We start from the raw sequence: 12,996 nt of genomic DNA on the forward strand, positions 1-12,996 counted from the left end.
TATGGTTTGATTTGCAGCTTCCCGGGCTCCTACCCCGCAGGAAGCTGTTTTTCTTTTTGCCAGCGTTTCGCGTTCTCGCTTGCCGCATATCGCAGGCACACCATGCGTTCATCTTTCGTCAGTTCAAGCCAAACATCACGTGTTACGTTCATTTTCCTGTTCACCCCCTTTCAAGATTTTGCTCTTTCTAGTTGAGCCCCTAATGATTGAAGATGTTGCCCAGTCGGGCACTCGTTATTGCAGTACCTATCAGTTTTTGAAAAGATACTGCCGTACATTTTGTTCAATTCGGCCCGTTTAGTACATACCGCACATTGCGTATCTAACAGATCACCGATAGCGTACACGGCTTGCTTTCGGTTCACGGCTCAATCCCCTTTCAAAAGATCATCGCGAATCTCTTCGACATCGAGCATAGCGCCTTGCAATACCGATAAGCCGGTGTAGTTAAAGGCTGATAGAGACTTACGCGCCCGCCGAAGGTAATCTATAGCAACATTAAGTTGAGCGGTAGCGTTCTCTGCCTGCACTTTATCCTCGTTGGTCATCTTCATCCCTCCCCGCAATCACCGTCTTAGCTCCCAGCACCCGAAGCAGACAAGGCGTTGAGCAGATCAGATCATGTCCTTTCTTCCAGACCGCTTGGCCGAAGAATATTTCAGCGTTACAATCGGGATCCGCACAAATGTCGATTACTTCGTTAGAATCCAAGTCGAGTACCTTACTCATAGGCTGTTACCGTCCTTTCTTGTAATTTGCGGCTCTCTGTTCAGCGCGCCAAGCTTCGAGATCCGAACTCCTGAACTTAATCGCTGGTTTTCGTGATCCCGAGATTCCAAACCGTTCATGTGGGATACTCCCCTCCTGACACATTCGGTAGATCAGCTTTTTGGAAACCCCGAGAAGCTCCGCCGCTTCTCGAACATCGAGCGTACGATCAGTAGTATAGGAAGGGAGAGAGGCCAAGATTCGATGCTCTGCAGCTGCTACCTCCTCGGCTACAATGGCTCGGATTGCATCTTCTAAGCCGATCATGATGCTTCAACCTCAATCCGATTTGCGACGGCCATTTCCTTTACTATGGCGAAATAGATTTCAGCCAGACGGCCATCTTCAAAAATCACGTCCAAGTTATTGATCTTATCAATTTTTGATTTTGCCAATCCTTCAAGAGCTAGCCGTTGCTTCTTGTTTGTAACCCGTTTCGCTAAGTCGCACCGTGCCCGTTCTTCCAGCTTTTTATAGCTTTCTGTACGCACATCTTGATACGAGCCGACGCCGCCGGCAGATTGAGCAATCTTATTGAGAAGCTGATTAACCTTCTTTCTGGCGTCCGTTGGATTAAGCGCAAGAATGTCTTTAATGTCCTCCTGCTGTTTCTCGGTACGTTCGATCCTCGACTCGACTAAGGATAAGCGACGTTCCTGTTCAACAAGCTGCTGCGCCGAAGCAAGCAATACTTCCAATTGTGTTCTAGGAGATTTGTTCAACTCATCGCGCATCCGATTAAACTCAGAAATGTACAGTTCTTTAAACATTGCAGCCTCTTTGCCCGTATAGCCCATGACTAGGAACGAGAATCCATCTTGTGTGATGATGTATTTTGGATAAGAGCGACCTCGATCGTTGATGTAAGTTGAGTGCTCAAAATTGAGCCGTGAAAATTCCTCGCTGCATTCCAAAGTTTCGATGTCGCGCAATACATTTTTGTGTTCCTTGCCAAATGTCTCTGCCACCGTTAGGCTATCTGTTACCGTCTTGCCGTTTTCAATAAATACTAATTGGTTCATTTCAATACCTCGCTTTCTTCTTTTGGGATTACTGCCAATTCAAGTCCCAGCGTGTCACACACCTTCCGCATGGAATCTTCATTCCAGCGTCGGTTTCCGTTAAGTAGATTATGGATATACTGAGGGGAATGCCCTGTAAGCCTAGCTAACTCAGAAGGATTCAGGTTACGGTCCACAAGTCTGTGCTTGATAGCGATCGAAAATTCCAATGTATACTCAACCTCCTTTCTGGATATATTGTATTCTATATGGATAGTATCCGTAAAGGATTAAAAGTATCCAAATAGAACTAAAAAAGCGATATTTAGAGCATTTTTAGGATTTTATTTAAATAAACATCCTATTTGCTTTAAATATCGCCATTTTAAGTTTATTTTAGTTTGAAATCTATCCAAATAGATGATATTATAATTAACAAACTAATCAATAAGGAGAGAAAAACATTCGTGAAAGTACCTTCGGATAGAATCAGAAAGACTCGTCGATTTTTAGACTTAACCGGGGCTGAGGTTGCGGAGAAGTTAGGGATATCTACTCAATATTACTACAATATAGAACGAGGACGCAGAAACCTAAGTGCAGAGCTAGCTATAAAATTAGCTGATATATTCAATGTCTCGTTGGATTATTTACTTGGTAAATCAATTTACGCTTTAATTGAAGACAGACTTTCCCAACTTGACATGTCTATAGAAGAGTTGGCGAAGTTAACTGAGTTGCCTGAATCATTTCTAAGAGGTCTTGATACATTGCCGCCCGCTCCTTGGGATTATGAACCCGGTGAAATGCTTGATCGACTCGCTAAAGCTCTTAAAATGGATACCAAAGTTTTAACAGCCGCTTACGCGCGCCAAGAACCACCCGGGTATGACGGGCCTTCTCTAAGCCCTGAGGAAACATTTGCGAAGCTCCAAGACGATTTTGCAAATGAAAAATTTGATGAACCTGAAACGATAACGACTCATCATGACGGTTTAACAGAAGAAGAAATTCTCACTTTAGCCGCCCACCAGGTCGGCCATGAAGGAAAATTAACAGAGGAGCAACTATCCCAGATTAAACTAGCCATGAAAATTGCCCTCATGAAAAACGATAAGTAACCGCATCTGGGGGATGGATACATGAACAGCTATGAAGAACTGAAACAAGAGGTCACGATCACGTTTGACGATCAGGCGGCGCTCCCGGAGTGGTTGAGGGGGATTTACATTGAATCAGGTGTGGGGAACATGATACTACTCAACCGGAACCTTGAAACCGATCGGGAGCGTAAATGCATTTTGTCTGAAGAAATGGGACATCAGCATAAAACTGTTGGGGATATCACAGATCAGTCAAAGTTGGAAAACCAGCAGCAAGAGTTGCGAGCGAGGCAGTGGGGGTATGAGAGACTTGTCCCGCTGTCTGCGATCGTACAAGCCTTTCACGCTAGAGTTAGAGGAAGGTATGAGATTGCGGAGTTTCTTGATGTGACTGAGGAGTTTTTACAGGCAAGCATTGACCGCTATCGTAATAAATATGGACTTTACACCATCTGGAATAATTACATAATTTATTTCGATCCTCTCGGCGTAGCTGAGATATTCGAATAACCTTTGCGCTTTCCAGCCGCAAGGCTGTTTAAATATACTCTAAAATAGAACATACGTTTGGAGTGATGTATTAAAATGGCAAAAGGCAGTATTGAGAAACGAGGAACGGATACCTGGAGACTGACGATTGATCTTGGGTATAACGCCGATGGATCTCGTAACCGACCTAGGAAACCCGTCACGGTTGATGATCCTGAAATCCTGAACTCGAAAAAACTCCTAAAAAAATATCTCGATGATGAGCTTTACAAATTCAGAAAAGAAGTCGAGTCAGGAGAGTACATCAAACCCGAGAAAATGACGTTTGAGCAGTTTGTAATTAACGAATGGATGGAAAAATACGCCACAGACACGGATAACCTCTCCCCTGCCACCTTAGCTAACTATGAGAGAGTGATCCACACCAGATTAATTCCAGTGTTCGGCCACAAGCAACTAGATGAAATCCGAACGCTCAGCATCGTCACATTTTTGAAAAACTTGGAAAAGCCAGGGGCCAGACTGCCTCCAAAAACCGGGAAGCCTCTCACAGAAAAACAACTTAAGAGGTTAGCGGAGCCTCTGGATGCAGGAACGATTGGCTACGTTCATCGCGTACTCAAGAATATATTTACACGAGCAACCGAATGGCAACTTATTAAGACTAACCCGATGGAAGGCGTCAAAAAACCTGCTGACAAAAATGTGAGAGAAAAAATGATTGCGCAGCGGATTAGCCCGCAATATTATGATGAAGATGAGGCTCAACAGGTAGTTGATGCTCTGTATAAAGAGAGCAGAAAATGGAGGTTATTTATTCTAGGTTCTATGATCGGAGGTTGCCGACGAGGAGAGCTTAACGGACTTGAATGGCCATTCGTGAATTACGAACAGGATATCATCACGATCGAGAACAACATCCCGTATACTAACAACGGACAGGCCGTTGAGAAAGATCCTAAATCTATTGCCTCGTTCAGAGACGTAGACATGCCAAAGTGGTACATGGATGAGTTGGCCAAGTATGAAGAGGAATGGCATAGAGAAAAAGAGTTTCTCGGGGATCAATGGGAAGGCGGAAAACGACAATTCGTATTCCACAACGGTAAAGGAAAACCGTACTATTACCAACATGCTTCAAAGTGGTGGAGACGATTTTGCGAGCGCCACGGGATTCGTTATATCAAATTTCACGGTTTGCGACACAGCTCCGGTACACTCCTTCTGGAGGACGAGGACGATGCAAATGTTGATTCGATCTTAATGGCAATACAGCGACGACTAGGTCACGCTCGGCTATCTACGACTAGTGATATTTATGTCCATGTTACCAAAAAAGTAAAGAAACGTACTGCAGGTAAATTTGATAAATTTGCAAGAAAATAAATAAGTACCATACAGTTTATTTCAGTCTAAATAAGTCCATAACCACTGAATTCCAAGCACGATTAACTCCGTTTTGTCCCCAAAATGTCCCCAGTGGCCTTTTTCTAGGAGATCAACGTTACATATAAAAAGAAAAGAAGCCTTATGTATCAAGGCTTCTCGGTGATGATCTGTAGTGGGCTCGAACCACTGACCCCCACCCTGTCAAGATGGTGCTCTCCCAGCTGAGCTAACAGATCAGATTAATAAGTGAAGACAAAAACTATCATAACAGGATGGAGCGAGATTGTCAACATTTTTTTATTGAAAAATACGCTGCGGGTTGCCTCCCTGTTCCCCTAGCCAATTCATTGAATTTTCTAATTATCCGATATAGGTTATAAGAGTCGGTAAAGATTCAACGAACCCTGTAATGCCACTTGCATTAAGGGTTCTTTGTGCATTTTTACTCTACTGGGAATTTTTTTGCAAGAGTATGGAAATATTTTGTTCAGAGATTGTATAGATTGATAGTCTATAGTATTTATTGGAAGTTTATTTGGAAGAATTGAAAGTATTGGAACAGATGTTAATACATATGCAGGGAGAGCGCGATGAAAGTTATTCTACTGGATGATGAAATAATTGCACTGGATTATTTGGAGCACCAGCTTATGAAAATTCCTGAAATTGAAGTTATTGGGAAGTATTCCGATCCAGCCTTAGGGAAGCAAGAAATTCTTAGTCATACGGTCGATATCGTCTTTTTGGATATTCAACTGCCGGATGCGGATGGAATTCAATTGGCAGAAGAAATATTAGAAATAAAGCCGCATTTAAATATTGTATTTGTAACGGGGTATGAAGCTTATGCGGTAAAGGCTTTCGAGCTCAATGCGCTGGACTATATTTTGAAGCCGGTAAAGACGGAAAGATTGTTGAAAACAATCCAGCGTATAGATCATTCCAAGAAGTCCCTGAATGAGCTTGCCATGGATCATCAATTGCTGCAGATCAAAATGTTCGGGCAATTCTCCATCAGTTTGAATGGACAGCAGTTGACACCGCTGCGTTGGCGAACGACAAGAGCTCTGGAATTATTCTTATATTTGCTGCAGAACCGCGGGCAATTCGTCCGTAAATCTACACTGATTGAACTGCTTTGGCCGGAATATGAGCCAAACCGGGCGTATTCGTTGCTGTATACGATAATTTACCATATCCGAAAAACATTAACCCCCTTTGAAGAGTATTTTACGATTTCCAACTCGGTGGATGGTTATATTTTAAATCTACATAATGTGCTTCTGGATGTAGGGGAATGGGAAAGTTACATCGAGTCCAGCCCGCCGATCACCAAAGGTACGATAAACGACTATGTAAAAGTGATGAAAGTATATAGGGAGGATTATTTAAAAGAGTATGACTACTGGTGGGCCGAAAGTGAACGGCAAAGATTAAAGGTGCTTTGGCTGCGCGCCTCTTTTCGAATGGCTGAATGGTACTTGGCTTCGAACCAGCAAATAAAAGCTACTGAAAAATATTTGGAAATATGCCACCAGCATCCTATAGCGGAAGAAGCGCATTTTGCATTGATGAAAATTTTTGCCTCGACGCAAAATTCTTTGGCGGTCCATAGACAATATCGTTTACTCTCATCTATATTGTTTGATGAGTTTAATGAACAGCCTAGTACATATATCAGTGAGTGGTATCATCAGTGGAAGCAAGAGCATGAGGAACAGACAACATAAACAGGGTTACGCGGCCATTCCAGCGTGCGATGCTGCCCTGCAGGATAACGGTCGATTGATTCCGTGCAGCCCTCCTTAAGCTTGGCCATCACTTCAAAACAGGAGCCTGTAAACTCAGGCTCCTGAATGCAAATTCCAAACTTTACTACTTTTTGGAAATTAAACTATAATGATCGTTTGACTGATGCTTGCTCTGCTGATGCTTTTTAACCCATTCATCCACATCATTCACCTTCATTGGTTTTCCGTAGTAATAGCCCTGCATTACATAACAGCCCAGCTGCGTCAGAAACTCGATATGCTCTTGATTCTCCACCCCTTCGGCGATGACGTCAAGCTGGAGATTTTCCGCCATCATGATGATGGCGTTGATAATCGCCCGCTTGCTAGGATTTTCCAGGTCATTTGTAAACAGGCGATCCAGCTTTAGCGCGTCTATCGGAATCCGGTCAAGCAGTCCTATCGAAGAGTATCCTGTTCCAAAGTCATCCATGGATACGCGTACGCCCAGCGCCCGGATGCTTTGCAGCTGGCGAATGATATCATTAATGTCATACAGTACCATGGATTCGGTAATTTCCAGCTCGAGCAAATGGGGAGCGAGACCGACTTTGTCTAACACATTTTGTACCAAATCGGTTAAACTGTCTGTTTGAAAGAGCCGCACGGAGAGGTTAACCGAAACAGGCTGATGGATCCCTGCCGACTCCCAAGCCTTGCATTGCCGGCATGCTTCTTCCAATGCCCATCTTGTCATCGGTACGATCAGCCCTGTGCCTTCGGCAATTTCAATAAACTCTCCTGGCGAAACCGTGCCGATCCGGGGATGATCCCAGCGAATCAACGCCTCGAATCCAACGAGGCTGTTCGTTTTTACATTCCATTTCGGCTGGTAGACGATAAAAAATTGGTTATTTTCCAGAGCAAGCTGCAAATCTTTTTCCAGCTCCATTTTACGGACCAGCTGTATGCCCATTTCCTCATTGTACAGGCTATATTGGTTCTTCCCTAGCCCTTTGGCCTTGTACATTGCTGTATCCGCCGTCTTTAATAATACCGAGCGGTCGGAATCCTGAACGGAGCCTAAGCTGATCCCGATGCTTCCCGTTACATACAATTCGTTGCCTTCAATGTGATAGACCTGCTTTATGCTCTGCAAAATTTTGCCGGCCAACAGCTCGGCTCGGGCTATATTGCAATTTTTAACAATAAACAAAAACTCATCCCCGCCAATGCGGAATGCTTGCTGATCATCGCTTATAAATTGCCTGAGACGGACACCTACCTCTTGGATCAGCAAATCGCCTATGTTATGGCCCAAGGTGTCATTTATAGCTTTAAACTGATCGAGGTCCAAAAAGAGAACGCCGATACTTTCATTGCCGGCGTGCGAGTCAAAAAAACGATTCATTTCATTCCGGTTAGGCAGCCCAGTAATCGCATCCAAGTAAGCCAGTTTCTCCAGAACATGCCGATCAAAGAACATGGCTCCCCAGGAAACAAGCAGTATAATAAAAACAACCAAGGTTACGCCGTACAGCAAAAATAATTCCATATTTGTGGATTGATGCTCGATCACGTCATGATGCGGATGAAACTTCATCGCTTCCATTCCTGTGTAATGCATGCCGCATATGGCCACCGCCATAACGAACGCCGACAGCCATTTAAGCCAGCTGGTCGAGGATTGGTTGCGGAAACGAAGAAATAGCAGCAGGGCGCCATATGAAGCAAGTAAGGCAATAACAACCGATAATACCAGTAGTACTTTGTCATAATAGAATTCAACAGGCATAATCATAGCTTCCATGCCCATATAATGCATAGTAGCGATGCCGCTGCCCATAATTACGCCACCGATAGCAATTTTAAACCAATTAATATTTTGGGGGATCGTAATATAGAAGGCGATAAACGAAGATATAATGCTCACCGCCAAAGATCCCAATGTAATTCCAAGATCATATTCGACAGGCATATGCATATGGAACGCTAGCATCCCGACGAAGTGCATCGACCAGATGCCGTTACCCATAACGAGCGAACCTCCCAGCAGCCAAAAAAATCTCGTTCTGCCTGTAGTCGATGATATTTTTGCTGTAATACTTAAAGCGGAATATGATGCAAGGACTGCAATTATTACTGAAAGTGCTACAATATAGTAGTTATAACTGCTTTCTATGTTCACTAATTCGCCCCCTGTTTCTAATGCTGCCTAACCGATTCCTATTCATATTATATAAGCTGGCTCTACAGAAACTGTACATTTTTCAAAAAATGCAGCTATTCTTCGCTGCCATTAAATATAATATAATTGCGAGAATGTACAGGTATTGTATAGTTGCTTTTGATGTAATCGAATCAGGCGCAAAACTGAAGAAAGGAGATTGTTGGATGAAAGAATCAACGCAGCTGGAATTTTGGAAAGGCCAATTACTAGAGCTCCAGACGCTGGACGGAGTAATGTACAAGACACAAATCGTTAAAAATGAAGACAAGCACCTTTACATACAAAAACCGGTCAATCGCATGAACAGATATATGACGGTCACGAATAATATGCCGGTAACCTTTTATTTTCATAGTGAAGAGCGGGTATTATATGCGTTTGAATCACGCCTGCACTTCCGGCATAATCAGCTATGGTTTACTGCACCGCATGCTAAGAACGTCCGAAAGGCGCAGCGGCGGCGATTTTTCCGCGTTCCTGTCGAGGTCGAATTAAATTTAAATATTAAAGCGATAGAAAATTCGGAAGAAGATAAATATATTATGGTGACGACAAAGGATATTAGCGGAGGAGGACTTTCATTTAGCTGCTCCTTTAAAGTCGAAATGGAGAAAATCATACCGGGCATCCTCCATTTAGAAACAAACAACAATCAAAATACGATTGAATTTAACGGAAAAGTTGTAAATTGCATCAGGCAGGAGAACGATCTGTTTAAAGTGTCGCTGGAATTCATTCAAATGAAGGAATCAATCCGGTCCGATATTATTAAATACTGCTTATTTAAGCAAGTAGAGGCGAGAAACAAGCTGAAAAATTATTCTTTGTAGAATTGTAATCCGGGAAAACAGCAACTGCCGGCAAAGGAAATAAGGTTGCTTTCCAAGTCATGTACATGACTTGGAAAGCAACCTTGTTCTTGTTTCATAAGTTTCTTACAAAGCAATCTGCTACCTATTTTACAGCATCTACTAGCTCGTTTGTTCGTTTGAGTAAGGCAGCCTAATATATATTGTAGTTCCTTGCCCTTCTTCACTGGCCAACTGGAGACCATAATGAGGGCCGTAATGCAGTTGGATCCGCTGGTGAACATTGCGCAAGCCAAAGCCATGATCCTTGTCCTCGTTCTCATGCTCAATGGCTAAGGATTGGCGGATTTTTTCCATTTGCTCCGGTTTAATGCCAACCCCGTCATCCTTTACCTCCAGCACGATACAATTTTCTTCCTTCCATACGCGAATATGAATATGTCCTGGTTCATCGCGCTTACGAATGCCATGATTAATGCTATTCTCCACGAGCGGCTGAAGAATAAATTTAATAATTTTGATATCCTCAATGCTGTCATCCATTTGAATTTCCCAATACAACTGGCCTGCAAACCGGATCTCCTGAATTTTCAAATAATACGTCACATGACGAACCTCATCGGCAAGCGTGATCATTTCCCGCCCTTGATTGAGCCCGATTCGAAATAAACGGGAAAGATAGGTCACGATATCCGCAATGATCGGATCCTTATGCTTCCGGGCCAGCATATTCACCGAGTCCAGCGTATTGTATAAAAAATGAGGGTTGATCTGATATTCAAGCGTTTGTAATTGCAGGAGGCGGCTCTTCGCTTCCTCTTCACGATTTTTCTGAATAAGACTTACGATCTCATCGGACATCCGGTTCATCGCATTAGCCAGCTCTCCGATCTCATCATTTCGAATGACAGGCACTTTAATGATAAACAAGCCTTCTCCGATCTGCTTCATTTTGCGCCGCATCAAATTTAATGGCTTTGTAATTCGATGGGAGAGAAACAGCACCATAAATACGGAGAACATCAAGAGTAAGAGCGCAATAAAAAGAATACCTAAAAATAATTCCCTTGCCGGCTGCAATATTTCTCGTTTTAACATCCAGGATACGAACGTCCAATCAGACTGGCTTTTGGCAAATGTAATATAAGACATATCCTGATAAATCATTTCTTGGCTCGTTACACCCGACTGTTTCCCAATGCCATGTAAAAATGCATCGTCCGCCGCTAAATCTGTGCTGATTCTCAATGTGCGGTCCTGATTGAAAATGCCATACTGCTGATTGGAGTTGACACTGTATCTCTCGATAATTTTCTCTACTTCATGCTTATCGATGATCAGGAACAGATAGCCAACTGGGAGCTTTAAATCGAACTCATTATTGTTGATTTGGCGGTACAAAACAATCGAATTCAGCGAATCCACATCTTCCCAAGCAGGCGGTCCGTCGTATTTTTCTGCCCTACTGATTCTGGATTGGATAAATTGCTCATGACCGGCATGAAGCCCTGCGCCGTATACTTGACCATTCATACGAACGACGTAAATTGAAAAATCTCCATTTCCCGCCGTGGCATAGGTTTGCAGCGCTTGACGAAAATCGGTAGACCGCTCCAGCTGTTCTCCCGTCTGCATTGTATTTGGATGAAGAAGAAAATTTTGCACGCGCTTATCTCCAAATATTTGCAGCGACAAATCCTCATAGCTCGCCCGCCATTCCGTAATTTGCGACAGTAAATTTTCTATAGATTGGTTTTGCTGAACGATATAACTGTTTTTTAAATAGTTTTGCAGCGTATAGTAGACATTGATACTGCTGATAATGATTGGAACAATAATAAGCAGGGAGAAGAACAGCATCATCTGTGTACGAACGGAGCTCATTGCAACGGCCCTGCACTGAATCGTTCCCGATATTCACTCGGTGAGTGGCCGACGTTTTTCTTAAATATGGAGCTAAAGTAGTGCGCGCTAGTATAACCGACTTCCTCCGATATTTCATAGTTTTTGCGATTCGTTAATAGCAGCAGTTTTTTTGCTTCTTCCAATCGGCATTCCGTAATAAATTCAACACAGGTTTTACCGGTTTGCTGATGGAAAATACGTGAGAGATAGTTCGGCGAAATACATAAGCTCTGTGCGATAGAAGTCACACTTAACGTGGAGTCATTGAACCGTTCCTGGATCATTTGCTGCGCTCCATCCACCAGTTGGCTTACAAAGCTGGCATGATGCCTGCTTCTCCGCTCGATAATTTCCGTGAGCAGCTCTGTAAACAATTTCTGGAACTGACTGTATGAGGCCAGCTCCTCAAGCCGGGACAGGCTTTGATTAAAAGTAGGAATCGAATCGATGCCATATTCATCAACAAGCCGGTAAATGGCCCCCAGCAGTTGAACACAAGTAAGATGAATCATCGGGGGCGAAGGATTCTGGATCATCACTTTTTGCATAAACGGCTCCAGCGCTTGTTCGCTAAGCTGCTCCCGGTACCGCAGCATCTCCAGTAAAATCTTTTCCTCTTCGTATGGGTACTCCACATGATCTTTTTTCCAGGCAGGGATATCTTCAAAACGGATAATGCCTGTTTGCTCTAAAATGGCTAAATATTTCACACTATCAAGCGCTTCAAGCGAGGTGGCCCAGACGGAGGTTACATGCTCGTAGCTATTTCCTACGCCAACGTTCACATCAATTTTCAAAGTGCTCTGGATCGTCTCTACGGTTTTTGTCCATTTGGGAATACTTGCCGACTCAGATAATACGCAGAGTAGTACAGTATCCGAGTGATTATAAATATAAATCACGGCCTGTGGATGCAATTCTTCAATAATATTGCGAATGACAAAGCGAACGAGAGAATGCTCGCTTTGTCCGTAACGCTCATATACCTTCTCTAATTTGCAAATTTCAATGGCGACACAGCAGAAGGCCGGGTAATTTAACGAAATATCAGCAGAGGCGGCCCGGTCATGAATCTGTGCGGAGCTGGAAAGTCCCCCGGTAAGTAAATCGCTCCAAAATTTCTCAGCAATAATGGGCTTGTATTGTTCAAGCCTTGTCTTCGCCATCTCATTCCAGTTCTCCAAACGGTGTTCAAGCAGCATTTCTTCCCGTATCTCTTCCACAGTCTCCTTTAATTCCTCGGGAAAAATAGGCTTGACCAAATATTTGGCTACGCCGATTTCAATCGCTTCTTTGGCATACTCGAATTTCTCATACCCTGTCAGGATGACAAAGCGAATGTGCGGATGCTGACTGCGAATCTGTTTGGCAAAATCAAGTCCAGACATCCCTGGCATAAAAATATCGGTAACTATTAAATCAGGAGGCCCTTCCTCAATGATTGAAATGGCTTCAGCGGCATTTTTTGCATCCAGCACTTCATCAAATCCGACCTCGCTCCAATCGATCAATGTACGAAGTCCGTCTCGGATAAATATTTCATCATCAACAATTAAAACCTTCATGTTGGAT

At 43.3% G+C, this 12,996-nt stretch carries 15 protein-coding genes and 1 tRNA gene; 5 read left to right on the forward strand and 11 right to left on the reverse strand.

Annotation, left to right across the window (positions count from 1 at the left end; all coding sequences use genetic code 11):
- Positions 1–29 precede the first annotated feature (29 nt).
- From G358_RS34235 to G358_RS0105285, 7 genes are read right to left on the reverse strand one after another with little or no spacing between them, the layout of a single operon-like run.
- A complete protein-coding gene (locus G358_RS34235; RefSeq protein ID WP_019636153.1) occupies positions 30–152 on the reverse strand; it encodes a hypothetical protein in 123 nt (40 codons plus the stop codon).
- A gap of 18 nt (positions 153–170) precedes the next feature.
- Positions 171–365 (reverse strand): zinc-finger domain-containing protein, encoded by a 195-nt coding sequence (locus tag G358_RS34485; protein WP_084662670.1) that lies wholly within the window; start codon positions 363–365, stop codon positions 171–173.
- A 3-nt stretch (positions 366–368) separates the two neighbouring features.
- Entirely contained in the window at positions 369–548 is a 180-nt protein-coding gene (locus G358_RS0105265; protein ID WP_019636154.1) for a hypothetical protein, read from the reverse strand.
- Entirely contained in the window at positions 532–729 is a 198-nt protein-coding gene (locus G358_RS0105270) for a hypothetical protein (protein WP_019636155.1), read from the reverse strand. The genes G358_RS0105265 and G358_RS0105270 overlap by 17 nt, the downstream gene beginning before the upstream one ends.
- Before the next feature lie 6 nt (positions 730–735).
- Positions 736–1,035 (reverse strand): helix-turn-helix domain-containing protein, encoded by a 300-nt coding sequence (locus tag G358_RS0105275; RefSeq protein WP_019636156.1) that lies wholly within the window; start codon positions 1,033–1,035, stop codon positions 736–738.
- Complete coding sequence (locus G358_RS0105280) at positions 1,032–1,790, reverse strand: Rha family transcriptional regulator (RefSeq protein WP_019636157.1); 759 nt, start codon at positions 1,788–1,790, stop codon at positions 1,032–1,034. The genes G358_RS0105275 and G358_RS0105280 overlap by 4 nt, the downstream gene beginning before the upstream one ends.
- A complete protein-coding gene (locus G358_RS0105285; RefSeq protein WP_019636158.1) occupies positions 1,787–1,999 on the reverse strand; it encodes a helix-turn-helix domain-containing protein in 213 nt (70 codons plus the stop codon). The genes G358_RS0105280 and G358_RS0105285 overlap by 4 nt, the downstream gene beginning before the upstream one ends.
- A gap of 237 nt (positions 2,000–2,236) precedes the next feature.
- Between G358_RS0105285 and G358_RS32120 the strand changes: the two genes are divergently transcribed.
- From G358_RS32120 to G358_RS0105300, 3 genes are all read left to right on the forward strand, one after another.
- Positions 2,237–2,890, forward strand: a complete 654-nt coding sequence (locus G358_RS32120; RefSeq protein WP_019636159.1) for a helix-turn-helix domain-containing protein — start codon at positions 2,237–2,239, stop codon at positions 2,888–2,890.
- A 21-nt stretch (positions 2,891–2,911) separates the two neighbouring features.
- A complete protein-coding gene (locus G358_RS0105295; RefSeq protein ID WP_019636160.1) occupies positions 2,912–3,382 on the forward strand; it encodes an ImmA/IrrE family metallo-endopeptidase in 471 nt (156 codons plus the stop codon).
- 75 nt (positions 3,383–3,457) lie between these two features.
- Positions 3,458–4,747 (forward strand): tyrosine-type recombinase/integrase, encoded by a 1,290-nt coding sequence (locus G358_RS0105300; RefSeq protein WP_019636161.1) that lies wholly within the window; start codon positions 3,458–3,460, stop codon positions 4,745–4,747.
- A gap of 166 nt (positions 4,748–4,913) precedes the next feature.
- On the opposite strand, the gene G358_RS0105305 is transcribed toward G358_RS0105300, so the two are convergent.
- Positions 4,914–4,986: transfer RNA gene (locus G358_RS0105305), tRNA-Val, on the reverse strand.
- 354 nt (positions 4,987–5,340) lie between these two features.
- Between G358_RS0105305 and G358_RS0105310 the strand changes: the two genes are divergently transcribed.
- Positions 5,341–6,480 (forward strand): response regulator, encoded by a 1,140-nt coding sequence (locus G358_RS0105310; RefSeq protein WP_019636162.1) that lies wholly within the window; start codon positions 5,341–5,343, stop codon positions 6,478–6,480.
- Positions 6,481–6,625: 145 nt separating this feature from the next.
- Here G358_RS0105310 and G358_RS0105315 read toward each other — a convergent pair whose 3' ends face one another.
- Positions 6,626–8,515: a bifunctional diguanylate cyclase/phosphodiesterase gene (locus G358_RS0105315; protein WP_019636163.1), complete on the reverse strand. Its 1,890-nt coding sequence runs from the start codon at positions 8,513–8,515 to the stop codon at positions 6,626–6,628.
- Between the two features lie 359 nt (positions 8,516–8,874).
- Here G358_RS0105315 and G358_RS32915 point away from each other — a divergent pair, with 359 nt between their 5' ends.
- On the forward strand, positions 8,875–9,540 hold the full coding sequence (locus G358_RS32915) for a flagellar brake protein (RefSeq protein ID WP_019636164.1): 666 nt from the start codon (positions 8,875–8,877) through the stop codon (positions 9,538–9,540).
- Positions 9,541–9,681: 141 nt separating this feature from the next.
- Here the strand turns inward: G358_RS32915 and G358_RS0105325 are convergent, their stop codons facing one another.
- Entirely contained in the window at positions 9,682–11,403 is a 1,722-nt protein-coding gene (locus tag G358_RS0105325) for a sensor histidine kinase (protein WP_019636165.1), read from the reverse strand.
- Positions 11,400–12,989, reverse strand: a complete 1,590-nt coding sequence (locus tag G358_RS0105330) for a response regulator transcription factor (RefSeq protein ID WP_019636166.1) — start codon at positions 12,987–12,989, stop codon at positions 11,400–11,402. The genes G358_RS0105325 and G358_RS0105330 overlap by 4 nt, the downstream gene beginning before the upstream one ends.
- Positions 12,990–12,996 lie beyond the last annotated feature (7 nt).

The sequence above is a fragment of the Paenibacillus fonticola DSM 21315 genome, assembly GCF_000381905.1.
GTDB classification, from domain to species: Bacteria; Bacillota; Bacilli; order Paenibacillales; family Paenibacillaceae; genus Fontibacillus; species Fontibacillus fonticola.